Origin of the sequence: uncultured Halomonas sp., assembly GCF_947501415.1 — a bacterium.
Taxonomy (GTDB): domain Bacteria; phylum Pseudomonadota; class Gammaproteobacteria; order Pseudomonadales; family Halomonadaceae; genus Halomonas.
Map to the genome: position 1 here is coordinate 127,325 of NZ_CANMVL010000013.1, position 24,693 is coordinate 152,017.

Consider the following 24,693-nt stretch of genomic DNA (forward strand, 5'->3'; position numbering starts at 1 on the left):
TTCCTGCCAGACAACCAGACAAGGCGCCGGGCAAACGTCGCCCCCATGCTCCGAACAAGACACCGCCCGGCATCATGCCGGGCGGTATCGTGGTACAGGCGTTACATTGACGGGCCTCGTCAGGTCAGCGATTGACATGGGGCGCAGAACCGAGCGAGATGTCACCCTCGGTATCGGCGCCCGACAACGGCTAAGCGTCAGACCCCTGCCCTGCAGCCGCGGCGTCGGCCCGTGCAATCTCTTCGCGTTCACGCCGCTCGTCGGCCAGGGATCGACTCGGCAGCACGATATTGAGCACGAAGGAGGTGATGGCCGCCACCACGATCGGCGCGCCCCCGATAACGTTCTGAACCATCTGCGGAAACTGCTCGATGGCCGCCGGCACCTGAGAGATGCCCAGGGCCAGGGCCAGGGAGAGGCCGACGATGGTCACGTTGCGGGCTGACAGCTCATCCTTGATGAGCAGCTGGATGCCGGTCATGGTGATCATCCCGAATACCGTGACGGTAGCACCGCCCAGTACCGGATAAGGGATGGTGGTCATGATGGCGCTGAACTTGGGGCTCAGACCAGCGAGCACCATGAATATGCCAGCGATGGCCAGCACCGATCGGCTGATTACCTTGGTCATGGCGACGATGCCGACGTTCTGGCTGAAAGTGGAGGTCGGCAATGCCGCGAACAGCGAGCTCAGGGCGGTGGTCAGGCCGTTGCCCAGCAGCCCGCCTGTCAGTTCTTTGGTCTTCAGCTCGCGGTTCATCCCCGCCACGCTGGTGGCGGAGAGGTCACCGATGGTCTGCACCGAGTTGATCACGCAGATCACCACCATGGAGACGATCGCCGCCGAGTGGAACTCGAGCTGGAATGGCATGAACTCCGGTACGGCCAGCCAGCGCGCCGAGGCCACCGAACTGAAGTCGACCATGCCCATCGGTAGCGCCACCGCATAGCCGACAAGGATGCCGACGATGATCGCCGACAGGCGAACCACGCCGCGGCCAAACTGGGAAGCGCCAAGCACCGCCAGCAGGGTGATGATGCCGACCATCCAGTTGGCCAGGTCGCCGAACCCTTCGGCGTTGACGTTGCCGCTGCCCGCCATGTAACGGATGGCGATGTCGTAAAGTGACAGGCCGATCACCAGCACCACGGTGCCCGCCACGATCGGCGGAAACAGATGGCGGATGTACTGAATGAAGTAACCGACCACCATCATGGTGATGCCGCCGATCAGCTGGGCGCCGAGGATGCCCTCGATGCCGAACTGACCACCCACGGCGATCAGGGTCGGCACATACGCGAAGCCCACGCCGAAGATCGCCGGCAGCCGTGCGCCGAACTTCCACACCCCGTAGAGGTGGAACAGGGTGCAGATCCCTGAGGCGAGCACCGCCACTTGGATCAGCAGCAGCTTCTCCTGAGGCGTGGAGCCGACCACCCCGGCGATGATGATCGGGGGAGTGATCACGCCGGCGATCATCGCCAGCACGTGCTGCAGCGAGATGGGCAACGCCTTGTAGATCGGCGGCCGCCCCTGGAAGTCGAATAGGGAGATGTTGCGCGTCTTGGTTGTCATGGGGCTATCCGGGACTGTTGTTGTATGACGTCAATGCATACCGCATGTCGATACCAATGACCACAGTGATGTGGACTCTGTAAACATAAAGTTGTACACATCATTATCATCTCGAGTCGCTTAGAGGTGCCACTCGAGCTGGAAGGTCGGCGCATCGGTATCCACCCCATCCTTGCCATGGTTGCCGAACTTGTTATGCCAGTACTCGTAACCTACCCCGGCCCACAGCTGGTTTGCCTCGCCCCAGGCCAGCTGGCCGACGTCGAGCATGAGCGAGGTGCGCATCAACTGCTCGGGGTCGGTATCGTTGCCCTGATAGTCCTCTCCCTTCTCGCCGTTGTAGTTGTAGAACCCCTGGAACTTCAGCGGCAGCGGGCCGGCCTCGAAAGGCAGTCCCCAGGCCAGGTTGATCTGATAGTAAGGGTCAAACTCGATCTCGTTGACGTCGCAGAAGCTCGCACCGCAGTGGTTCCACTCGTGAGCATAGAAGAGGCTCAGGTCGGCAAACCCCTTGGGCACGTTGAACTTCAGCGTCGGCCCGACCACCAGCAGACGCTTGCGCGGCGCGAAAGCGGTGTTCTTGGTGTTGAGATCGAAGCCGCCGGTCAACGCCACGTCCTTGACCGGACCAAAGGCTACCGGCTCAGCGGTGAGCTTGCCGAGATGCAGCTGGTGACGATAGGTCAGGTAAGCCTCGGTCGCACCACTATCACCACCGCTGGCCGGGTCGGCGCTGTCGGACTGCAGCACGTCAAGATTAAGAAAGTTCTGTCCAAGCGTGTAACCGCTGACATGGGTGAACTGCAGTACATGCTTTTCGACGTCACGAGGGTTAGCCGGCTCAGTGAATTGAGTGCCGTAGCGATAGCCGATGAAGGTGTCGCTCCAGGTTGTCGCCTGGGCATTACCGGCGACGAGACTGGCAAACAGCAGGCCGGCGCTCAGATGGGGCCTGGGGATGCACTTCTGCATAAAAGAGCTCTCCATTTGTTGTGGTTATTGGATACACTGAATCAACCTCATTGTTTACAGAGTAGACCATAAATCTGTATACGAAAAATCTCCCTTTTCCTGCCGATTCTTGATCGACCTTGCCAACAGATTCCTTGGATTCAGGGATGGCAAGCCTGCGGGGGCGCCCCCATACGTGGGGTATCGCATCGGGAACCACTAGACTGAAGAATGGAAGCCGCCAGGGGGATCACCCATGTTTCAACACCGACGTGACGCCGCCGAACGCCTGGCCACGAGGCTCAGCCACCTGCGTGGCCTTCACCCGCTGGTGCTGGCCATTCCCCGTGGTGGGGTGCCCATGGGGCGTTTCATCGCCGACGCCCTGCAGGGGGAGCTAGACGTGGTGCTGGTGCGCAAGATCGGTGCACCGGGCAATCCGGAGTACGCCATTGGCGCGGTCAGTGAGGATGGCAGCGTGCACCTGGAGGAGGAGGCACGACACTGCCGGGAGGAGTGGCTGACCGGTGCAATTGCCCGCCAGCGGGAGTTGATCGAGGAGCGCCGACGGCGCTATACCCCGGTGCGCAGCCCCATCGATCCGGCGGGGCGCATCCTGGTGGTGGTGGATGACGGCAGCGCCACCGGCGCGACCATGGCCGCGGCGCTGGCGACCCTTCGCCAGCGCCATCCCGCACGCCTGATCGCCGCCCTGGGTGTGGCGCCGCCCGACACCGTGGCGCGGCTGGAGACGCTGGCCGACGAGGTGGTCTGTATCGGGGTGCCCGGGCACTTCGCCGCCGTGGGCCAGTTCTTTACCGACTTCGATCAGGTCAGCGACGACGAGGTGGTGGCCCTGCTTGCCGCCGACGATGACGGTACGTCAGCCACGCCCTGACCCACCGTCGGTGCGGGCCGCCTCAGCGATAGGCACCCTCGATGTCGGTGATGCGCATGGCATGCCGCCCCAGCCCACCGTGCAGATCCAGCATGCGCTCGAGCCAGGCATGGACCGGATCGGCATTGGAGACCAGATCGGCGCTGGAAACGCAGCGCGCCCACATGAAGTTGCCGAACACCAGATAGTCGGCTGCCGCCGGGGACGCTCCGTCGATGAACTCCGACTCCTTGAGCAGGCCGCGCAGCGGTTCGAGCGCCGCATCGAGCTGGGCGAGTCCCCTGGAGGGCGAGTGAAACTCCTCCAGCGTACGGCCGAAGCGTTTTTCACGCGTTTCGCGGAAGTAGTCCCGGTCATCGGGATGAATCGCATTGAGCAGATCCATGATGATCGTACGCAGCATGGCCGGTGCCAGGGTGCGCTCGGCAAAATGCTTGAAGAAGCGGGCGCGCGCCGCGGCCAGCCCTTCACCGATCAGTGGCGCCTCCGGGTAGGTGCGGTCCAGGTAGCGCAGGATCTCATAGCTGTCGGTCACGACCGTTTCGCCATCGACCAGCACCGGCACCTTGTCATGATCGGCGAACGCCAGGGCCTCCCGGTCGGTGAAGCGCCACGGCCGCGCCTCGACTTCCAGCCCCTTGTGAGCCAGGGCATATCGCACGCGCCAGCAGAATGGCGAGAAGCGCAGCTCCTCGTCGACACCACACAGGTCATACAGTACTCGAGACATACGAACCTCTCCTCAGCGTAAAGGGCAATCACCCGACGAAGTCTGCCAGGCTCCTGGACCCGGTGTCAGGCCGCTCACCATGCTCACCCTCGGCGAGGCTGCTGTCCATTAGTCTAATAAACACTTGGGGTTTGACGGCCCCCGCCCCCTGCCGATTTTTAAATTTCATTTTCTTATCAGCCGGTTAGCGATAAGGCGACGGATAGAGAAACTATCGAAACATTGGTCATACCAACTTTCCAGAGATGGAAAGCCTCTCCTTGACGCCGTAATGTCCGGCTGGCTGAACATTCGGCCGATCCCCTTTGGTCACAACAACGACTCCCGATCGAGGAACCCTATCCATGAATGACACCCTTCTCGCACTGCTGGCCTTCGCGCCCCTGGTGCTTGCCGGCGTGCTGCTCATCGGTCTGCGCATGGCGGCCAGGACCGCCATGCCGATCGTCTTCGTGGTCACCGCCATCATCGCCCTGTTTGCCTGGGAGATGACCGCCACCCGCGTCATGGCCTCTACCCTCCAGGGCCTGATGCTCACGGTATCGATCCTGTGGATCATCTTCGGTGCCATCCTGCTGCTCAACACCCTGAAGCATTCGGGCGGCATCAAGGCCATCCGCAACGGCTTCTCCGGCATCAGCCCCGATCGCCGCGTCCAGGCAATCATCGTCGCCTGGCTGTTCGGCTGCTTTATCGAGGGCGCCTCCGGCTTCGGCACCCCCGCCGCCGTCGCGGCCCCGCTGATGGTGGCACTGGGCTTCCCGGCACTGGCCGCCGTGGTGGTGGGAATGATGATCCAGTCCACCCCGGTCTCCTTCGGTGCCGTCGGCACCCCCATCGTGGTGGGCGTCTCCGGTGGCCTGGACCGCACCGGCATCACCGAGACCCTCGAGGCCGGCGGGGCCAGCTGGATGGAGTACTTCCATCTGATCGCCGGTGAGGTCGCGGTGACCCACGGCATCGTCGGCATCCTGATGCCCTTGATCATGGTGGTCGTCATGGTGCGCTTCTTCGGTGCCAACCGCTCCTGGAGGGAGGGGCTCTCCATCGCCCCCTTCGCTCTCTTCGCCGGGATCAGCTTCGTGGTGCCCTACATGCTGGCCGGCGTGCTGCTGGGGCCGGAGTTCCCGTCGATGATCGGTGCCATGGTCGGTCTGGCCATCGTCGTGCCGGCCGCTCGCCGCGGCTTCCTGATCCCCAGCGACACCTGGGACTTTCCGGAGAGCAACGCCTGGCCCGACTACTGGATCGGCAAGCTCGAGATCAAGCTGGATGACGTCACCGGCAAGGCACCGGTCTCCACCCTGATGGGCTGGGTACCCTATGTGCTGCTGGCTGTGATCCTGGTCGCCTCGCGCACCATCGAACCCCTCAAGAGTGCGCTGACGTCGTTCTCCCTCGGCTGGAGCAATATCCTCGGCGAGGCAGGAGTCTCCGGCGCCATCCAGCCCCTCTACCTGCCGGGTGGCATCCTGCTGATGGTGGTGCTGCTCACCGCCCTGCTCCACCGCATGCGCATGGGCGAGATCAAGGCGGCCTTCGGCGAGTCCACCCGAACCATCCTCGGCGCCGGCTTCGTGCTGATCTTCACCATTCCCATGGTGCGGATCCTGATCAACTCGGGGGTCAATGCCGCCGACCTGGTCTCCATGCCGGTCGCCATGGCCCAGCTGGTGGCCAACAGCGTGGGTGATATCTACCCCTTCTTCGCCCCCGCCGTGGGCGCACTGGGGGCCTTTATCGCCGGCTCCAACACGGTCTCCAACCTGATGCTGGCCGACTTCCAGTTCAATGTCGCCCAGCAGCTCGGCCTCTCCACCGCCTTCATGGTGGCCCTGCAGGCCGTGGGTGCCGCCGCGGGCAACATGATCGCGATCCACAACGTGGTCGCCGCCTCGGCCACGGTGGGCCTGCTCGGCCGCGAGGGCGAGACCATCCGCAAGACGATCCTGCCGACGATCTACTACCTCGTCGCCACCGGGATCATCGCGCTGGTCGCCTTCTATCTGCTGGGCATCGGCGATCCCCTGCTCGGCCTCGGCTGACCGGGCCACGCCGTTGCAAACACATCGCCCCCGGCATTGCCGGGGGCGCTGGCGTCTCGAGGCGCTGGCCGAGCTGCGGTGACGGCTGGCGGCGGGGTTACTCCCACCCCTCCAGCCGCATCGTCGATCGCTCGAGGCGCTCGTCCTCGGCCTCGATCTCGCGCAGGGCCTCGCCGATGCTGCTCAGGTGCTCCAGCGCCACACGACGGGCCAGCTGCGGCTTGCCCTTGACCACGGCATCATGCAGGCGCGCATGCTGACGATTGATCATCTCGCGGGGTTGCGGACGATGATAGAGATTCTTCACCGAGGCGAAGACCGAACTGAGCAGCAGCTCGGTCAGGTTCTGCAGGGTATGTACCAGCACCGGGTTATGGGAGGCCTGGGAGATCGCCAGATGGAAGGCGTGGTCGAGCCTCGCCAGACGCTCCACATCGATGGGGTCGGCGCTTGCCACATAGTCGGCCATCTCCCGATAGCGCCGGGTGATCAGCACCCTGTCCGCCGGATTGCCGCGACTGGCGGCCAGCTGCGCCGACTCCCCCTCGAGCAGGGCTCGCACCTCGAGCAGATCGAACAGGGTCCGCGGGTGGTCGCGAAACAGGTGCATCAACGGGCTCTGCTCGCGCGCCGGAAGCAGCGCGGCCACCGTGGAGCCACGGCCGTGACGGGTCTCGATGATGCCCTTGCTGCGCAGGATGCGCATCCCCTCGCGCAGCGAGGCGCGGGACACGCCAAGCCGCTCGCACAACCGCCGCTCCGAGGGCAGCAGCTGGCCGGTACGGAAGACTCCGTCCAGGATCAGCCGCTCGAGGCGCGCGGCCACCCCCTCCGGGGTGCGCTGTCCGCCGAGTGATTCCTCATGGGTCAACACCTTGGCATCCTCCGATCAGACCAAACATCTGGTCTGACCAGTGCACCACAAGCTGGACAGCAGCGCCAGCGCTGCCAGGATAGGAGAGTGGTGAAGCATGCCGCAGGGCACGCCACGCCCCCACGAGCCGCCATCCCGGACCTTCCACCTTGACGATACGTATGGGGAATCCCCGATGAATACACAGTACGACGCTCGGCTCGATGGCGAGCCACCCCTTCTTGACCAGGCCGAGGTTCTGGCCGACCTTCGCCAGGCACTGCCCGACATGGCGCTGCTGCATCGCGAGGAGGACCTGCGCCCCTTCGAGTGCGACGGCCTCTCCGCCTATCGCGCCCTGCCCATGCTGGTGGCGCTGCCCGAGACACTCGCCCAGGTCGAGACCCTGCTCAAGCGCTGTCATGCCCTGGGCGTACCGGTGGTGACCCGCGGTGCCGGCACCGGCCTGTCGGGCGGCGCCCTGCCGCTTGCGCACGGGGTGCTGCTGGTGATGTCACGCTTCAGCCGTATCCTCAAGATCGACCCCGATGCGCGCACCGCGCGGGTACAGCCCGGGGTACGCAACCTGGCGATCTCCGAGGCGGCGGCCCCCTACGGGCTCTATTACGCACCGGACCCCTCCTCCCAGATCGCCTGTTCCATCGGCGGCAACGTGGCCGAGAATGCCGGCGGCGTGCACTGCCTCAAGTACGGCCTCACCGTGCATAACGTGATCAAGGTCGAGGTGCTGACCATCGAGGGCGAACACATGACCCTGGGCGCCGACGCCCTGGATGCGCCCGGCTTCGATCTGCTGGCCCTGTTCAACGGCTCCGAGGGCATGCTCGGCGTGGTCACCGAAATCACCGTCAAGCTGCTGCCCAAGCCCGAGAGCGCCAAGGTACTGATGGCCAGCTTCGACGACATCGAGAAGGCCGGCGATGCCGTGGGTGCCATCATCGCCGCGGGCATCATTCCCGGGGGGCTGGAGATGATGGACAACCTGGCGATCCGCGCCGCCGAGGACTTCATCGGCGCCGGCTACCCGGTGGAGGCCGAGGCGATCCTGCTGTGTGAACTGGACGGTGTCGAGGCGGACGTGGACGACGACTGTCAGACCGTGCGTCGCGTGCTGGAGGAAGCCGGCGCGACCGGCATCCAGCAGGCCCGTGATGAAGCCGAGCGCGCGCTGTTCTGGGCCGGTCGCAAGAACGCCTTTCCCGCCGTGGGCCGCATGTCGCCTGACTACTACTGCATGGATGGCACCATTCCTCGTCGCGAGCTGGCCCGCGTGCTCAAGGGCATCGGCGATCTCGGCGAGGAGTATGGCCTGCGCGTGGCCAACGTCTTCCACGCCGGCGACGGCAACATGCACCCGCTGATCCTGTTCGATGCCAACCAGCCCGGCGAATTCGAGCGGGCCGAGGCGCTCGGCAGCCGCATCCTCGAGCTCTGCGTCGAGGTGGGTGGCACCATCACCGGCGAGCATGGCGTGGGCCGCGAGAAGATTCATCAGATGTGCGTGCAGTTCACTCCCTGCGAACTGGCCACCTTCCGCGCCGCCAAGGCGGCCTTCGATCCCTGGGAGCTGCTCAATCCGGGCAAGAACATCCCCACACCGGCCCGCTGCTCCGAGTTCCGCCTGACCAAGAGCGCCGGCGATGCTCCCGCCCCGACCCAGGCCCCGAAGAGCCACGGCTGAGAGACACAAGACATGGTGACCATGAACGACACCCCGAGCCGCGACATTATCAACCACGATGCCAGTGAGGCGCTGGCCGAACGCATCCGCCGTGCCGAGGCGGAGGGCTCACCGCTACGCATCGTCGGCGGCGACACCAAGGCCTTCTACGGGCGTGAAGTGGAAGGAGAAGCCCTGCCCACCCGCGAGCACCGCGGCATCACCGAGTACGACCCGGTGGAACTGATCGTCTCGGTACGCGCCGGCACCCCGCTGCGCGAGCTGGAAAGCGTGCTGGCGGCCAACGGCCAGATGCTGCCCTGCGAGCCCCCCCACTTCGGCGAGGAGGCCACGGTCGGCGGCATGATCGCCACCGGCCTCTCCGGCCCGCGCCGCCCCTGGGCGGGCAGCGTGCGCGACTTCGTGCTGGGCACCCGCATCATCACCCGCCAGGGCAGCGAACAGCGCTTCGGCGGGCAGGTGATGAAGAATGTCGCCGGCTACGACCTCTCGCGCCTGATGGTAGGCGCCCAGGGCACCCTGGGGCTGATCACCGAGGTCTCCATGAAGGTGCTGCCGCTGCCGGCGGCCATCAGCAGCCTGCACCTGGAGATGTCGCTGCCGGAAGCCCTCGTGAAGCTCGCCGAGTGGGGTCGGGAACCCCTGCCGATTACCGCCGCCGCCTGGCTTGAAGGCGCCCTGCACCTGCGCCTCGAAGGGGGCCCCAGCTCGGTGGAGGCGACCGCCAGGCGCCTGGGGGGTGACGAACTCCACGACGGCTTCTGGGAGGCCCTGCGGGAACAGCAGCTGGCGTTCTTCGGCGCCGAGAGTGCTCGCCCGATCTGGCGACTCTCGCTGCCACACCACACCCCGGCGCTCGAGCTGCCCGGCGTGTCTCACGAGACCGATGTGCTTTACGACTGGGCCGGCACCCAGCGCTGGGTGCGCAGCGATGCCGGCCCCGAAGCGATGCGCGCGATAGCCAGCCAGGCCGGTGGCCATGCCACCCGCTGGGGTGGCCCGGGCGGCGCCCCCCAGGATGCCCCCTTCACGCCCCTCGCCCCGGTGGTCGAGAAGTATCATCGCAATCTGAAGACGCAGCTGGACCCCCAGGGGATCTTCAACCCGGGCCGGCTCTACGCGGCATTCTGAGATACACGGAGAGACGTCAAACATGCAGACGCATTTCACCGCCGAAGACCTCCAGAAACCGCATATCCGCGAGGCCGACCGGGTGTTGCGCAGCTGTGTTCACTGTGGCTTCTGCAACGCCACCTGCCCTACCTACCAGCTGCTGGGGGATGAGCGCGACGGGCCCCGTGGACGCATCTACCTGATCAAGGAGATGCTCGAGGCGCCAGAGGAGAGCGACAAGGTCACCGAACAGACTCGCCTTCACCTCGACCGCTGCCTGACCTGTCGCAACTGCGAGACCACCTGCCCCTCCGGGGTCGAGTATCACAAGCTGCTCGATATCGGCCGCGCCGAGATCGAACGCCGGGTCCCGCGCAAGGCGTCGGAGCGGGCGCTGCGCTATGGCCTGCGCAAGGCCCTGGTCGACCCGAAACGCTTTCAGGCCCTGTTCAAGCTGGGTCTCACCTTCCGGCCGCTGGTACCAGGCCCCCTGAAGGAGAAGATGCCACCGGCCCCGGTGGATGCCGGCCAGCGCCCGTCCGGCCAGCGCCACGCCCGGCAGATGCTGATTCTCGAGGGCTGTGTGCAGCCTGGCCTGTCACCCAACACCAATGCCGCCACCGCCCGGGTGCTGGACCGCCTGGGTATCGGCCTCGTTCCGGTGAGTGAGGCCGGCTGCTGCGGCGCCATCGACTTCCACCTCAACGCCCAGGACGAGGGCCGTGCCCGGGCGCGGGCCAATATCGACGCCTGGTGGCCACATATCGATAAGGAGGGTGAAGCGGGGGTGGAGGCGATCGTACAGACCGCCAGCGGCTGCGGCGCCTTCGTCAAGGAGTACGCCGAGATCCTGGCCGACGACCCCGACTATGCCGACAAGGCCGCCCGGGTGAGTGAGCTGGCCCGGGATCTGGTCGAGGTGCTGCGGGACGAGGAGCTCGACACCCTCGAGGTAGCACAGTCCCGGCGCCTCGCCTTCCACTGTCCCTGCACCCTGCAGCACGCCCAGAAGCTGGGGGGTGCCGTGGAAGGCGTGCTGACCCGGCTCGGCTTCACGCTGACGCCGGTGGCCGACGCCCATCTCTGCTGCGGTTCGGCCGGCACCTACTCCATCACCCAGCCCGAGCTCTCCATGCAGCTGCGTGACAACAAGCTCGACAACCTGGAGGCCGGCAGCCCCGAGGTGATCGTGACGGCCAATATCGGCTGCCAGACCCATCTCGCCGGCGCCAACCGCACGACGGTGCGCCACTGGATCGAAATCGTGGATGAGGCACTCGCCTGACGCCCGCCTTGCCACCGTCATGGCCCGAGCCTGCTGCTCCCTGCAACAGCACTCCATCACAAAGAGGAATACTGCTCATGAAGACCAAGCCCGTCCTGACCCTGACCGACGTCAACGCCATCCTCGATGCCGCCCAGAAGGAGGCCGAAGCCAACGGCTGGGGGGTGACCATCGCCGTCGCCGATGACGGCGGCCACCTGCTGGGCTTGCGCCGCATGGACGGCGCGCCCCCCTTCAGCGCCGATGTGGCCACCCAGAAGGCCCGCAATGCCGCCATCGGTCGACGCGAGACCCAGGCCTTCGAGGAGATGATCAACGGTGGCCGTACCGCCTTCGTCACCGCCCCCATGCAGTCACTTCTCGCCGGTGGCGTACCGGTGCTGGTAGAGGGTGAAGTCGCCGGCACCGTCGGCATCTCCGGCGTCAAGCCTGACCAGGACGTTCAGATCGCCCGCGCCGGGGTCGCCGCCATCGTCTGAACCCCCTTGCCGAGCAGGGATGCATGACGACAGGGCCCCACCATGGTGGGGCCCTGTCGATTACGTTATCGGCGTCGTGTTACCGGTCCGAGGCGAGGTCTATGAGGCCTGACGATGCCGCCGCAGCTTACCGTTCAGGGCCTTGATAATGGTGTAGCACATCAGCAGCATCGCCACGGAGAACGGAATCGCGGTCGCCGTCACCCCCGCCTGAAGCGCCGTGAGTCCACCCCCGATCAGCAGCACGATGGCAACCAGCCCCTCCACCGAGGCCCAGAACATGCGCTGGGTACGCGGGGCATCGATCTTGCCGCCGGCGGTGATGGTATCGATCACCAGCGATCCGGAGTCGGAGGAGGTCACGAAGAAGACCAGTGCCAGGAAGATCGCCAGGGACGACATCACACTGGTCAGCGGCAGCTCGTTGAGCATGCCAAAGAGTGACAGCTCGGGGCTGTAGGCATCGATCACGTAGTCCTTGACCAGGCTCCCCGCGGGGTCGGCATAGAGCTGATCCAGCGCCGTGGCGCCGAACACGCCCATCCAGATGAAGATGAACAGGCTCGGGATCAGCAGCACGCATATCACGAACTCGCGCACCGTGCGTCCTCGCGAGACCCGGGCAATGAACATGCCCACGAAGGGCGCCCAGCTGACCCACCAGGCCCAGTAGAAGACGGTCCAGGCCTGGCGGAAGGCGTCATCCTCACGACCAAAGGGCATCGAGAGCGGGATGAACTCCGTGACGTAGGTCGTCAAACCTGTCCAGAAGCCGTTCAACGCCACCAGCGTCGGTCCGGCGAACAGCACGAAGAAGAAGAACAGCAGCGCCAGCACCATGTTGACCTCGGAGAGCCTCTTCACGCCGCCCTCGAGGCCACGCCATACCGAGACCAGGGCCACCCCGGTCACCACGATGATGGTCACCACCTGAAACTGGGTGCTGACTTCGAGACCAAAGACGAAGTTCATGCCCGCATTGGCCTGCTGCGCCCCCAGCCCCAGCGAGGTCGCCAACCCGAAGAGGGTCGAGAACACCGCCAGGATATCGATGGCATGCCCCCACCAACCCCAGACGCGTTCCCCAAGCAGCGGAAAGAAGGCCGAGCGGATGGAGAAGGGAAGCCCCTTGTTGTAGGTGAAGATCCCCAGCGCCAGGGCCATCACCACATAGACCGCCCAGCCGTGGAGCCCCCAGTGGAAGTAGGTTCCCGCCAGCCCCATGGCGCTGGCCTCGGCGATGGCATCGGGGTCGAGTGCGCCCTCGGCGCCGAAGGGCGATGTCACCCCCAGCGGCAGCGAGACATTGGCATGGTAGACCGGCTCCAGCACACCGAAGAACATCAAGCCGATGCCTATTCCGGCGGCGAACAGCATGGAGAACCACGAGAGATAGCTATATTCGGGCCGGGCCTCCGGCCCTCCCAGCCGCACCGACCCATGGGGCAGGATCACCAGCGCCAGGCAGAACAGAACGAAGAAGTCCACAACGATCATGAAGTACCAGTCGAGGCTCCCCGTGGAGAAGGCGACGACGGACTGGAACAGCTGCCCCGCCAGGTCTGGAAACATCAGGGTCAGCAGGATGAACGCCACCGAGACCAGGGCCGATATGACAAAGACACGGTTGTGGACATCAAAGCCAAACGGGCCCAGCTGCCCCTCTATATTATCCTGGCCGATGACATAGTCGGTCTGCATGTCGCTGCTGGCCTGATGCGGGTCCGTCACACTCGGATCATTCATGGCAGGCGCCTCGGCTGATGGGGTAGTTCGAGTATAAGCCGTATCGGCACCGAGCATTCCGCGTATTTTCACCACCGGTCCGGGAGAGGCAGGGGCCACCGGCTGACGGCGATGGAAGTGCCTGGCCGATGCCCCGAAAGGCGGTGGCCAGTATGATGACGGGTTCGCACTCCGCCATCCGCGGGGCCCCTGCGTTGGAAATGAGAGGATCTGAATGTCACCGCTTGCCTTCCTGGCGCCCCTCGGCGCCGTGCTGATCTGGTCCGGCAACATGACCATCAACCAGCTGACCGTCGGCACCATTGCCCCCAGCAGCATCGCCTTCCTGCGCTGGGTACTAGCGCTGGCCGTGCTTACCCCCCTGGTGGCCCCGGCGGCCTGGCAGCACCGGGCGACGATCCGCCGGGAGTGGCCGAAGCTCGCCGTGCTGGGGCTGCTCGGCATGGGGCTATGGCAGGGGCTCGCCTATATGGCCGCCGAGACCACCAGCGCCACCAATATGGGCATCCTGGCCGCCATGGTGCCGCTGCTTACCGTGCTGCTCAGCGCCCTGATCCTGCGCGAGCCGCCGAGTCTCGGCGGTGTGGCCGGCGGAGCCCTGGCGCTGGTCGGCGTGGCGATCCTGCTGGGACGCGGCAGCCCGCTCTCGCTGCTGGAGCTGACAGTGGCCAGGGGCGACGCCCTGATGCTGGTGGCCGCCACCTGCTATGCGCTCTATGGCGTCATGCTCAAGCGCTGGCCCATCGCGCTGCCGCCCTGGGTGCTGCTCTATGGCCAGGTGATATTCGCCGTGCTGATCCTGCTGCCGCCCTATCTGCTGGGGCCGATGACGCCGGTGGATTCCAGCAATATCGGCCTGATTCTCTACGCCGGCATCCCCGCCTCCATCATCACCACCTTCCTGTGGATGCTGGCGATTCGCCGCATCGGCGCCAGCCAGGCCAGCATCTTCATCAACCTGATGCCGCTGTTCAGTGCCATCATCGCCATGTTCGCCCTGGGCGAGCGCATTGCGCTCTTCCACTTCCTGGGCGGCGCCCTGATCCTGGCCGGCGTGGTGATGGCCCAGACCCTGACCCGACCGCTAGGCCGCCGCTCCGCTGTCCCACAAGGCAGCACAGACCGCCCATGCTAGACTGCCCGCTCTGACCCGACCGACCAAGGATGCGCCATGTCCCTCGACGACCTTCACCTCACGCTTCGCAATCTGACGCTGGACGACTACCCCCAGCTCGAGTCGCTGATGGATGCCGTCTACCACGATATCGGCGGCGCCTGGTCACGACACACCATCGAGCGGCTGATCGGTGACTTCCCCGATGGCCAGGTCGCCATCGAGGACGACGGCCGCCTGGTGGGCATCGCCCTGACCGTCAGGGTCGATTACGACGAATTTACCAACCCGCACAAGTATGATGACCTGATCGGCAAGCGCGAGGTGATCCTCGACAACGCCGAGGGCGACGCCATGTACGGGCTGGACGTGCTGATTCACCCGGACTACCGCGGCTACCGCCTGGGACGACGCCTCTACGATGCCCGCAAGGAGCTCTGCCGCTCGCTCAACCTGCGTGCGATCCTCGCCGGCGGCCGTATTCCCCAGTACCACCAGCACGCCGAGGAGCTCAGCCCCACCCAGTACATCGACCGGGTGGCCCGCAAGGAGATCCACGACCCGATCCTCTCCTTCCAGCTGGCCAACGACTTCCAGGTCAAGCGCCTGCTGCGCGACTACCTGCCCGAGGACGAGAAGTCCCAGGGCTATGCCACCCTGCTGGAGTGGAACAACTTCCTCTATGAGCCCGCCGAGCTGGTCCTCGACACCCGCAAGACCCAGGTCCGTGTCGGTGCGGTGCAGTGGCAGATGCGCGAATTCGACTCGGTGGAGGCGGTGCTGCAGCAGGTGGAGTACTTCGTCGATGCCCTTTCCGACTACCAGAGCGACTTCGCGGTCTTCCCGGAGCTCTTCAACGCGCCCCTGATGGGGCTGCAGGACCGCGCCGCCCAGCAGGACCAGATGGCCGCCATCCGCTTCCTGGCCAGCTTTACCGAGCGCTTCAAGACCGAGCTCTCGCGCATGGCGGTCTCCTACAATATCAATATCATCGCCGGTTCCATGATCGAGGTGGGCGAGGACGACCGCCTCTACAACGTCGCCTACCTGTGTCACCGCGACGGCACCCTCGAGCGCCAGGCCAAGCTGCATATCACGCCCCAGGAACGCCGCGACTGGGTGATCGAGGGCGGCGACGACCTCCAGGTATTCGACACCGACGCCGGACGCGTCGGCATCCTGATCTGCTACGACGTGGAGTTCCCGGAGCTGCCCAGGCTGCAGGCCGAGCAGGAGATGGATATCCTCTTCGTGCCCTTCTGGACCGATACCAAGAATGGCTACCTGCGGGTGCGCCACTGTGCCCAGGCCCGCGCCATCGAGAACGAGTGCTATGTGGTGCTGTGCGGCAGCGTCGGCAATGTGCCCTCCATCGAGAACATGGAGATCCAGTATGCACAGTCGGCGGTGTTCTCGCCCTCGGACTTCGCCTTCCCCCACGACGCCGTCCTCAACGAGACCACCCCCAACACCGAGATGATGCTGTTCTCGGACCTCGACCTGACCCGGCTGACCGTGGTGCGCAACGAAGGCTCGGTGACCAACCTCAAGGACCGCCGCAAGGACCTGTTCGACCTGCGCTGGCGCGACTGGTCATGGAAGTCCGGGGGCCGGGCATCCGGGGCCGACCTCGATGAGAGCTGAGAACTGACGAGAGCCGAGGAGGCGCCTGAGCGATGCTGAACCGCCTGCGCCGCTGGCGCGAGCAGCGCTTCGCGGCGCGCCATCCCCTGCCGGAAGAGGCCTGGCGGGAGGCGCGCCACCGCGTACCGTTGCTGGCCGCCCTCGGCGAGGAGGAGGCCCGGCGCCTGGGCCAGCGCGCCTGGCGTTTCCTGCACGCCAAGCGCATCAGCCTGCATCCGGAGCTTGCCGAGGCCACGACCTTCGACCTGCCGGCGCGACTCGCCCTGGCCGGTCAGGCCTGCCTGCTGACGCTGGGCTGGCGCGACGATGAACACCTCGAGGCCTTCGGCAACGTCCATGAGGTCCTCATCCTGCCCGACGCCTTTCGGCGTCGCGTGGAGGAGATGGACGAGTTCGGCGTGGTCCACGAGTACGACGATGAGCGTGCCGGGGAGACCTCCCACCAGGGGCCGGTGGTGGTGGCCTTCCCAGACCTGATGGAGAGCGGCGACTTCTCGGGCTTCAATGTGCTGATTCACGAGTTCGCCCACAAGCTCGACCTGGGCAACTCCCTGGATGTTGACGGCTTCCCGCCGCTGCCCGGCGATATCGACCCGCGGGAGTGGCACTGGGTGTTCATGGCGGTGTGGGATGACCTTCAGGCCCACCTCGCTCGCGGTGAGACTACCCCCATCGACGACTATGCCGCCACACACCCCGGCGAGTGCTTCGCGGTCTGCTGCGAGGCCTTCTTCACCGCCCCCGACCTGTTGCATGATGCCTACCCGGCCCTCTTCGATCTGCTCAGCCGCTACTTCCGCCAGCAGACGCTGACCCGACTGCCGCCCTCGGCGGTCCACGCCCGGCCCGAACACCATTGACCCCATTGGTTCATTACCGATTGCCCACTACCGTCAGGAGGCACCGATGATCGATCTGCGCAGTGACACCGTCACCCGCCCCAGCGACGCCATGCGCGATGCCATGCATGCCGCCCCGGTGGGCGATGATGTGTGGGGCGATGACCCCAGCGTGGCTCGCTTCGAAAACGCCCTGGCCGAGCGTGCAGGCAAGGCCGCCGCACTGCTCTTCCCCAGCGGCACCCAGAGCAATCTGGCCGCCCTGCTCGCCCACTGTCAGCGGGGCGACGAGTACATCGCCGGCCAGCAGGCTCACACCTACAAGTACGAAGGCGGTGGCGCCGCGGTTCTCGGCGGCATCCAGCCTCAACCGGTGGAGCACGCCGAGGATGGCTCACTGCCGCTTGAGCGCATCCATGCCGCCATCAAGCCCGACGATTTCCACTTCGCCCGTACTCGACTGCTGGCGCTGGAGAACACCATCGGCGGACGCGTGATCGATGCCGACTATATGCACCAGGCCACCGAACTGGCCCGGGAGCACGGACTGGCCACCCATCTGGACGGCGCCCGACTGTTCAATGCCGCAGTGGCCACCGACACCTCGCTGGCCACGCTCTGTGCGCCCTTCGACACGGTCTCCCTGTGCTTCTCCAAGGGACTGGGGGCGCCGATGGGCTCGGCACTGGTGGGCCCCCAGGAACTGATCGACGCGGCACGCCGCTGGCGCAAGATGCTGGGTGGGGGCATGCGTCAGTCGGGCATCATCGCCGCCGCCTGTCACTACGCGCTGGATCACCAGGTGGCGGATCTCGCCGACGACCACCGCCGCGCCGAGCGCCTGGCGGCGGGCCTGCGGGCCCTGCCGACCATCGAGGTGGTCTCTCAGGCCACCAACATGCTCTTCCTGCGGGTGCCCGAGCCACATATCGCGCCACTGCGGGCCTGGCTGGCCGAGCGCGAGATCCTTGTCGAGGTGCTCTATGACTCCCGCCTGGTGGTGCACCGCGACCTGGATGACGCGGCCATCGATGCCACACTGGCCGCGTTCAGAGACTATCTGGCGCAATAGGTCCGATGCTTCAATGAAAATGGCCCGAATGACACCGGGGACAGCGTTTCGAGGATGATCCATGGCAAGAGTGGAGATCCGTGCCCTGACCACGACCGAGGCCCGGCCCGCCGCCGAGCTGCTGGGGCGGGGCATGCGCGACAACCCCACGCACATCAGGGCCTTCGGGGCCGATCCGGTACGGCGAGAGCGCACCCTTCGGCGACTCTTCACCCCCTTCCTGCAGCGCCAGCTAGGTGAGGGTCGAGTCCTTGGCGCCTTCGCGGGTCAACGGCTGGTCGGCGTGGCGGCCCTGGCCGCCCCGGGTGGCTGCCAGCCGACCCTTGCCGACAAGGGGCGGGCGCTGCCGGCCCTGCTCGCGAACGGCCCGGCGAGCGCTCTGCGCATGCGGGCCTGGGTGCGGGTGTGGGCCAGGCGAGATGCCGACATGCCGGCGCACTGGCACCTCGGGCCGCTAGCGGTCGCACCCGAGTGGCAGGGGCAGGGCGTCGGCAGCCGGCTACTCGGTCAGCTATGCGATCACCTCGACCGACAACACGGCCTGGGCTACCTGGAGACCGACCTTCCCGAGAATGTCCGGCTCTATCGACGCTTCGGCTTCGTGACCCTGGCCAGCGAGCCCGTGATCGGGGTGACTCACTGGTTCATGCAGCGCGGGGCGGTCACCAGCCAGAGAGAGGGAGAATACGCCCCATGAGTCGCCCTATCGGTATCATTGCTCTGCTGCTCACTCTGCTCGTCTCCCTGGGTCTGCTTTGGCAGTGGCTGGCCATGCAGGACCTGCTTACCGTCGACGCCATCCTGGCACTGGCCCGGGGCTCGGTGGCCTGGCGAGAGGCACCCTGGGCCGTGCTGGCAGTAATGGCGGTCTACGCCGGGGCCTCGCTGGTGATGTTTCCGCTGAGCCTGCTGGTGGGTGCCACCGGGCTGCTGTTTGGCCCCTGGTGGGGCTTCGGCTACGCCCTGGCAGGCACCATGGCGGCCTCGCTGGTGACCTGGTGGGTGGGTCGGCGCATCGGCCGCGAAGCGCTGCTGCGCCATGGCGGTCGACGCCTCAGGGGACTCTCTCGTTACCTCTCCGGCCGTGGCATCCGCACCATGGCCCTGGTCAATCTGCTGCCACTGGCACCCTTCACCCTGACCAACATGATGGCGGGAGCCTTCCATCTTCGCCTGCGCGATTTCATGCTGGGGTCGGTACTGGGCATCGCCCCGGGGCTCGCCGGGGTCACCCTGCTGGGCAGCCAGCTCGGTGAGCTGGCGACCGCCGAGAGCCATGGCGAGTTGGCCTGGGGGGCCGGAGGCCTGCTGCTGGCGGTGCTGATGCTGGTCGCGCTCAAGCGCTGGGCGGATCGCCGGCGCTGAGCGTGGCCTATTTCGCGGACCCGCCGGGCCACCAATCGGGGCGTTCCTCCTCCCAGGTGGCATGCACCAGCTTGCCGAGCACGCGACCACGATGCCTGAACATCTGCCACTCGGCGCCCAGCCGATGACGCATCAACTCCCAGCCCCCCTCGTCGGCATGGGTAAAGGGCCCACCCGAGGCGATGGCTCGGCGGTAGACCTCCAGGCATCGCTCGGCACAGCTCATCTCGTCGAAGGCTGCCGCCGTCTCCTCCGCTCCTGCCGCCAGGGGGGCTCGCCGTTCCGGATCGACGAGTTCGCCGAGTGCCACTGCCATGGCCTCGGCATCGTCGCTCTCGAGCAGTCGACCGTTGCTGCCATCGCGCACCACCTCGCGAACACCGGGGGCATCCACGGCCACCACGGGTAGCCTGGCGGCCATGGCCTCGGCCACGACCATGCCCTGGGTCTCGCTGTGGGAGGCGAAGGCAAACAGATCCATGGCGTGGTAGGCGTCGATCAGCGCCTGGCCCTGCAGGCGTCCGGTAAAGTGCACCCGCGGCAGTACGCCGGCCTCATCGAAGCGAGCCTCCATATCTGCCCGTGCCTCCCCCTCCCCCACCACCAGGCAGTGGAAACAATCGTCACGAGCCAGTGCCAGGCCGATGGCCCGAGCCAGGAAGTCGAGGTTCTTCTCATGGGCCAACCGCCCCAGATGGCCGATCACGCAGGCATCATCGGGAATCCCCAGCCGCTCTCGCCAGCGCTGCCCCTCACCCGCCAGATAGCGCCGGGTATCCACCCCGCTGGGCACCACACTGATCACCGTCTCGACGTCACGCTCGACCAGCAGTCGCTGAATGCTCTCGCTGGGCGCGATCACCTCGTCACACAGCCGGGTGTACTCGCTGGAGAGCGCGACCGCGAAACGCTGCATGCGAGGGGAGTCACCGGGCACATAGTGGGTGTAGTGCTCATAGAGGGTGTGATGAGTGAACACCAGCGGCAGGCCATAGGTCTCGGCGGTGCGAGCGGCGGTATCACCGAGCAGGAAGGGGTGATGTGAGTGCACGATATCGGGATCGAAGGCCTCCACTGCCTCGTGGAGCTGGCCCGGGATCGGGACCGGCAGCGAGAAGTCACTGCCGTTGAAGTGCTGCACGGCGGCTACCCGCACCACCCCCTCTTCGTCCTCGGGCTGACCGTCGAGACGCGGCGCCACCACCAGCACACGATGCCCCAGCTCGCGCAGTCGCGTGGCCAGGCGCTGTACCGACTCGCTGACCCCGCCGACGATGGGCAGATAGGTGTTGGTAAACATCAGTATGTTCACGATGAACGCTCCACGATCCGGAATGTTAGTGTAGCTTCCTGCCTTATGCGTTCACACAGCCCCCTTTCAGAGGAGCCTTACATGACCCACCGCATCGCAGTGATCCCCGGCGACGGCATCGGCAAGGAGGTGATGCCCGAGGGCGTGCGTGCCTTGCAGGCCGCCGCCGAGCGCTTCGGCATAGCGCTCGAGCTTGCGTCCTTCGATTTCGCCAGCTGCGACTACTACGCCGAACATGGTCAGATGCTGCCCGACGACTGGTTCGAGACTCTGAAGGAGTTCGACGCCATCTTCTACGGTGCCGTGGGCTGGCCGGAGACCGTACCGGACCATGTCTCGCTGTGGGGCTCGCTGCTGCAGTTCCGTCGCCGCTTCGACCAGTACATCAACCTACGCCCCTGCCGCCTGCTGCCTGGCATAAAAAGCCCACTCGCCAACCGCCAGCCGGGTGATATCGACTTCTACGTGGTGCGTGAAAACACCGAAGGGGAGTACTCCAGCGTAGGCGGCAGGATGTTTGAGGGCACCGAGCGCGAGGTGGTGATCCAGGAGACGGTGATGACCCGCCACGGTACCGACCGGGTGCTGAAGTTCGCCTATGAGCTGGCCCAGTCACGGCCACGAAGGAAGCTCACCTCGGCCACCAAGTCCAACGGCATCGCCATCACCATGCCGTGGTGGGACGAGCGGGTGGCCGAGATGGGCAGGCACTATCCCGAGGTCGCCGTGGACCAGTTCCATATCGACATCCTCACCGCCAACTTCGTGATGCACCCCGACTGGTTCGACGTGGTGGTGGCCAGCAACCTGTTCGGCGATATCCTCTCCGACCTGGGCCCGGCCTGCACCGGCACCATCGGTGTGGCCCCCTCGGCCAATATCAATCCCGAGGGCACCTTCCCCAGCCTGTTCGAACCGGTACATGGCAGCGCCCCGGATATCGCCGGACGCGGCGTCGCCAACCCCATCGGCCAGATCTGGTCTGCGGCGATGATGCTCGAGCACCTCGGTCACCAGCAGGCCAGCGAGGCCATCGTCTCCGCCTTCGAGGCGGTGCTGGCCGAAGGCGACGAGGCGGTGCTGACCCCGGATATCGGCGGCCGGGGCACCACCGAAACCCTGGGGCACGCCATCGCCGAGCGCATCATCGGCCAAGTGGCCTGAACCACTTGAGTGTCTTGAGCAGGGCGCTACCCGAGGCGCCACGCCCCCTCGAGGATACGCACCCTGCCCGCCGCCAGGTTGTCGCGCAGATTGCGCCCCATAATCAGGAAGCGCTCGCCGAAGATCGTCACGGGCCCTGGCAGGGCCGGCCCGGCGGGCGGCTCGCCCGATTCCCGCCGGCTGTGCTTCTGCCGCCAGGCCAGGGCGGCCTCGGTGACATCCTCCAGCGCCTCGAGCCTGAATCCCGCCTCGGCCAGGCGAGCCTCCAGGGTCTCGCGTGTCTGCAGATGGCTCTCAGCCGGCGTGCTGGCCCAAGGCACCGGCAGCGCCAGGGGCTCCGGATTGTCACCGGCCACCACCTCGTGGAGCAGCACCCGCCCACCGGGCACCAGCAGTCGGCGCCACTCCGCCAGCACGCCCGCCACGTCGGGCATGTTCATCAGTGCGTGTTGACACCATATGGTCTCGAAGGCCGCATCGGGCAGCGGCGTGCGGGCCGCATCCGCACACAGGAAGCGGGTCTTGTCGCCTAGTCCGGTTGCCGCGCTCAGCCAGGTGGCCACGTCGACAAAGGCCGCGGTGATGTCCACGCCGAGCACCTCGCAGCCAAACTCATCGGCCAGCAGACGACTGGCACCGCCGGTGCCACAGCCCACATCCAGCACCCGGCACTCCGGCTGCCACTCGCCGAGGGCCGCCAGCGAGCGGCTGGCTCCGCGTCCGCCCAGATGCAGCTGGTCGATGCCGGCGATCTCGTCCAGGGTGAGCCGTTCCGGATCACGCCCGGCGGCTCGATAGGCCTCCCGCAGCCGGCATGTCAGGCTTCCCTCCCCTCGCTCGGCGAGGGCATCATAGTGGGCATTGAGACGACGGCTGTGTTCCTGCATGGCGCTTCTCCCGGGAATCGGTAGCCTGGCAATCGGCAGTCGCCCAGTCTAGATCGCCTCTCTGCTACCGCCCATGCGGCAAAGGTCACAGCCATCGCCTGACTCACTACAGGAGTTTCCATGCCCCACTCTTCCCTGCTGCCCACCCTGGGTACCGCCCTGCTGCTGGCCGGCTGTACCGGCCTCCCCAAGGGCACCGAACCGGTCACCGACTTCGAACTCGACCGCTACCTGGGCCAGTGGTACGAGATCGCACGCCTCGACCACTCCTTCGAACGCGGCATGGAGTGCGTCACGGCGGACTATTCACTGCGCGATGACGGCGGCGTGCGCGTGCTGAATCGAGGCGTCAAGCTCGATGATGGCGAGATCGAACTGGCCGAGGGGCGGGCCTACTTCATCGGTGACGAGAATGTGGGCCGGCTCAAGGTCAGCTTCTTCGGCCCCTTCTATGGTGGCTATAATGTGCTCGCCCTCGATGACGACTACCGCTGGTCGCTGGTTGCCGGTCCCGACCGGGACTACCTGTGGATACTGGCCCGCACCCCGAGCCTGGACGAGGCCACTCGTCAGGAGCTGGTTACCGAGGCGAGAGGGCTGGACTTTCCGGTGGAAGAGCTGATCTGGGTCGAACAGGGCCAGGTCTGCGATACCTGGCGCAAGGAGGCATAACACCATGCTCGAGACATGGCTCAAGCAGAGCATCGACGAAGCCGACTTTCCGACACACGGCGAGCTGTGCGGCGGGCAGTTCCGCCGCCTCGGCCACGGGCTGCTGGAGCTGCTGCCCGACTCCTCCGCCCCATCCGCTCATGCCTGTGTCATCTCGGCAGGCATTCATGGCAACGAGACGGCCCCCATGGAGCTGCTGGACGACCTGCTGAAACGCCTGGCGGCCGGCAAGCTGAGGCTCGGTGCGCCGCTGCTGGTCATTCTCGGCAGCCCACAGGCGACCCGCGAGCAGACCCGCTACATCAACACCAACCTCAACCGACTGTTTCGCCGCGACCTCGACGAGCAGGGCATGGAGCCGGAGCGTGCGCGCGAACTGATGGCGGCGGTCGATGCCTTCTACACCCGCCATGCGGACCGGCCGCGCCTGCACTACGACCTGCATACCGCCATCCGGGGAAGCCGCTACCCTCGCTTCGTGGTCAACCCCTGGAGCGAAACCACCGCCGTGGCGCCCGATCAGTGGCTGTGGCTGGCCGGGGCGGATATCCAGGCGGTGCTTCATCAACACTGCCACAGCTGGACCTTCTCCCACTACAGCAAGCATTACCACTACGCCCAGGCCTTTACCCTGGAACTTGGCCATGCCCTGCCCTTCGGCCACAATGACCTGACCCCGCTGGCGCCCATGGCGCGCCTGTTGCAGGCCCTGCTGGAGGGTCACGAGCCGAGCGCGGCGCCACCCGAGCGGATGGTGTTCTTCCGGGTCGAGCAGGAGCTGATCCGCCACAGTGAAGCGTTCCGCCTGGCCTTTGCCGATGACACCCCGAACTTCACCGAGTTTGCCCCGGGCACCCTGCTCGCCGAGGATGCCAGCCAGGGCGAGACCCGCGTCGGCACGAGCCCGCTGTCGGTCATCTTCCCCAACGCCGCGGTGGAAGTCGGCGCCCGTGCCGCCCTGCTGGCCACACCGACGCCCCCGCCCGAGTGATGCCTGGGCCCATGTCGGACCATCGGGTGGCCGGAAAGTCTTATAACAACGATAAACAGAGGGTAGAATCTTGCCCCTTTGCCAACTCATCACCGCCCCGTGCCAAGGTCGGCAGAGTACATCCTGCCGATACGCCGTGCGACACGCCTGAACGGAGCCCGACCCATGGCCGAAACCCCGATCCCGTTGGAAGTGCGCAATATCACCAAGCGCTTCGGCGATACTGACGTCCTCAAGGGCCTGTCGCTCGAGGCC

22 protein-coding genes and 1 pseudogene are annotated in these 24,693 nt (G+C 66.0%); 16 read left to right on the plus strand and 7 right to left on the minus strand.

Annotation, left to right across the window (positions count from 1 at the left end; all coding sequences use genetic code 11):
- Window positions 1–190: 190 nt before the first annotated feature.
- Together Q0894_RS11015 and Q0894_RS11020 are read right to left on the minus strand one after the other, a co-directional pair.
- Window positions 191–1,576: a nucleobase:cation symporter-2 family protein gene (locus tag Q0894_RS11015; RefSeq protein WP_299235150.1), complete on the minus strand. Its 1,386-nt coding sequence runs from the start codon at window positions 1,574–1,576 to the stop codon at window positions 191–193.
- A 120-nt stretch (window positions 1,577–1,696) separates the two neighbouring features.
- Window positions 1,697–2,548, minus strand: a complete 852-nt coding sequence (locus Q0894_RS11020) for an outer membrane protein OmpK (protein ID WP_299235153.1) — start codon at window positions 2,546–2,548, stop codon at window positions 1,697–1,699.
- 235 nt (window positions 2,549–2,783) lie between these two features.
- Here Q0894_RS11020 and Q0894_RS11025 point away from each other — a divergent pair, with 235 nt between their 5' ends.
- A complete protein-coding gene (locus Q0894_RS11025; protein ID WP_299235156.1) occupies window positions 2,784–3,425 on the plus strand; it encodes a phosphoribosyltransferase family protein in 642 nt (213 codons plus the stop codon).
- A 22-nt stretch (window positions 3,426–3,447) separates the two neighbouring features.
- Here Q0894_RS11025 and Q0894_RS11030 read toward each other — a convergent pair whose 3' ends face one another.
- A complete protein-coding gene (locus Q0894_RS11030) occupies window positions 3,448–4,155 on the minus strand; it encodes a glutathione S-transferase N-terminal domain-containing protein (RefSeq protein WP_132044413.1) in 708 nt (235 codons plus the stop codon).
- A gap of 344 nt (window positions 4,156–4,499) precedes the next feature.
- Here Q0894_RS11030 and Q0894_RS11035 point away from each other — a divergent pair, with 344 nt between their 5' ends.
- A complete protein-coding gene (locus tag Q0894_RS11035) occupies window positions 4,500–6,200 on the plus strand; it encodes an L-lactate permease (protein WP_299235164.1) in 1,701 nt (566 codons plus the stop codon).
- Between the two features lie 97 nt (window positions 6,201–6,297).
- Here the strand turns inward: Q0894_RS11035 and glcC are convergent, their stop codons facing one another.
- On the minus strand, window positions 6,298–7,074 hold the full coding sequence (gene glcC, locus Q0894_RS11040) for a transcriptional regulator GlcC (protein ID WP_299235167.1): 777 nt from the start codon (window positions 7,072–7,074) through the stop codon (window positions 6,298–6,300).
- A gap of 175 nt (window positions 7,075–7,249) precedes the next feature.
- On the opposite strand from glcC, the gene glcD reads away from it, so the two are divergent.
- The 4 genes from glcD (at window position 7,250) to Q0894_RS11060 (ending at window position 11,632) form a co-directional block, all read left to right on the plus strand.
- A complete protein-coding gene (glcD, locus tag Q0894_RS11045; RefSeq protein ID WP_299235170.1) occupies window positions 7,250–8,755 on the plus strand; it encodes a glycolate oxidase subunit GlcD in 1,506 nt (501 codons plus the stop codon).
- A gap of 21 nt (window positions 8,756–8,776) precedes the next feature.
- Entirely contained in the window at window positions 8,777–9,886 is a 1,110-nt protein-coding gene (glcE, locus tag Q0894_RS11050) for a glycolate oxidase subunit GlcE (RefSeq protein WP_299235173.1), read from the plus strand.
- 22 nt (window positions 9,887–9,908) lie between these two features.
- Window positions 9,909–11,153 carry a glycolate oxidase subunit GlcF gene (glcF, locus tag Q0894_RS11055; protein ID WP_299235176.1) on the plus strand — a complete coding sequence of 415 codons (1,245 nt, stop codon included), beginning with the start codon at window positions 9,909–9,911 and terminating at the stop codon, window positions 11,151–11,153.
- Between the two features lie 77 nt (window positions 11,154–11,230).
- Window positions 11,231–11,632, plus strand: coding sequence for a heme-binding protein (locus Q0894_RS11060; RefSeq protein ID WP_299235179.1), 402 nt, complete (start codon window positions 11,231–11,233; stop codon window positions 11,630–11,632).
- 99 nt (window positions 11,633–11,731) lie between these two features.
- On the opposite strand, the gene Q0894_RS11065 is transcribed toward Q0894_RS11060, so the two are convergent.
- Window positions 11,732–13,378 carry a BCCT family transporter gene (locus Q0894_RS11065; RefSeq protein WP_299235182.1) on the minus strand — a complete coding sequence of 549 codons (1,647 nt, stop codon included), beginning with the start codon at window positions 13,376–13,378 and terminating at the stop codon, window positions 11,732–11,734.
- A 214-nt stretch (window positions 13,379–13,592) separates the two neighbouring features.
- On the opposite strand from Q0894_RS11065, the gene Q0894_RS11070 reads away from it, so the two are divergent.
- The 6 genes from Q0894_RS11070 (at window position 13,593) to Q0894_RS11095 (ending at window position 19,412) form a co-directional block, all read left to right on the plus strand.
- Window positions 13,593–14,513 (plus strand): DMT family transporter, encoded by a 921-nt coding sequence (locus Q0894_RS11070; RefSeq protein WP_299235185.1) that lies wholly within the window; start codon window positions 13,593–13,595, stop codon window positions 14,511–14,513.
- 36 nt (window positions 14,514–14,549) lie between these two features.
- Entirely contained in the window at window positions 14,550–16,136 is a 1,587-nt protein-coding gene (locus Q0894_RS11075; protein WP_299235188.1) for a bifunctional GNAT family N-acetyltransferase/carbon-nitrogen hydrolase family protein, read from the plus strand.
- Between the two features lie 32 nt (window positions 16,137–16,168).
- Window positions 16,169–16,996, plus strand: a complete 828-nt coding sequence (locus tag Q0894_RS11080) for a M90 family metallopeptidase (RefSeq protein ID WP_299235191.1) — start codon at window positions 16,169–16,171, stop codon at window positions 16,994–16,996.
- Window positions 16,997–17,042: 46 nt separating this feature from the next.
- Window positions 17,043–18,047: a low-specificity L-threonine aldolase gene (gene ltaE, locus Q0894_RS11085; protein ID WP_299235194.1), complete on the plus strand. Its 1,005-nt coding sequence runs from the start codon at window positions 17,043–17,045 to the stop codon at window positions 18,045–18,047.
- A 61-nt stretch (window positions 18,048–18,108) separates the two neighbouring features.
- Window positions 18,109–18,744: a GNAT family N-acetyltransferase gene (locus Q0894_RS11090; protein WP_299235197.1), complete on the plus strand. Its 636-nt coding sequence runs from the start codon at window positions 18,109–18,111 to the stop codon at window positions 18,742–18,744.
- A complete protein-coding gene (locus Q0894_RS11095; protein WP_299235200.1) occupies window positions 18,741–19,412 on the plus strand; it encodes a VTT domain-containing protein in 672 nt (223 codons plus the stop codon). Before Q0894_RS11090 ends, Q0894_RS11095 begins: the two co-directional genes overlap by 4 nt.
- A 7-nt stretch (window positions 19,413–19,419) precedes the next feature.
- On the opposite strand, the gene Q0894_RS11100 is transcribed toward Q0894_RS11095, so the two are convergent.
- Window positions 19,420–20,724, minus strand: coding sequence for a glycosyltransferase (locus Q0894_RS11100; protein WP_299235202.1), 1,305 nt, complete (start codon window positions 20,722–20,724; stop codon window positions 19,420–19,422).
- A gap of 81 nt (window positions 20,725–20,805) precedes the next feature.
- Here Q0894_RS11100 and Q0894_RS11105 point away from each other — a divergent pair, with 81 nt between their 5' ends.
- Window positions 20,806–21,888, plus strand: a complete 1,083-nt coding sequence (locus Q0894_RS11105; RefSeq protein WP_299235205.1) for a tartrate dehydrogenase — start codon at window positions 20,806–20,808, stop codon at window positions 21,886–21,888.
- A 26-nt stretch (window positions 21,889–21,914) separates the two neighbouring features.
- Here the strand turns inward: Q0894_RS11105 and Q0894_RS11110 are convergent, their stop codons facing one another.
- Entirely contained in the window at window positions 21,915–22,775 is an 861-nt protein-coding gene (locus Q0894_RS11110) for a methyltransferase domain-containing protein (protein WP_299235208.1), read from the minus strand.
- A gap of 120 nt (window positions 22,776–22,895) precedes the next feature.
- Here Q0894_RS11110 and Q0894_RS11115 point away from each other — a divergent pair, with 120 nt between their 5' ends.
- The 3 genes and pseudogenes from Q0894_RS11115 to Q0894_RS15760 form a co-directional block, all read left to right on the plus strand.
- Window positions 22,896–23,447, plus strand: a complete 552-nt coding sequence (locus Q0894_RS11115; protein ID WP_299235211.1) for a lipocalin family protein — start codon at window positions 22,896–22,898, stop codon at window positions 23,445–23,447.
- A 4-nt stretch (window positions 23,448–23,451) separates the two neighbouring features.
- Complete coding sequence (locus Q0894_RS11120; protein ID WP_299235214.1) at window positions 23,452–24,438, plus strand: succinylglutamate desuccinylase; 987 nt, start codon at window positions 23,452–23,454, stop codon at window positions 24,436–24,438.
- Window positions 24,439–24,603: 165 nt separating this feature from the next.
- Window positions 24,604–24,693 (plus strand): annotated as a pseudogene (locus Q0894_RS15760) (histidine/lysine/arginine/ornithine ABC transporter ATP-binding protein); the annotation flags it as partial.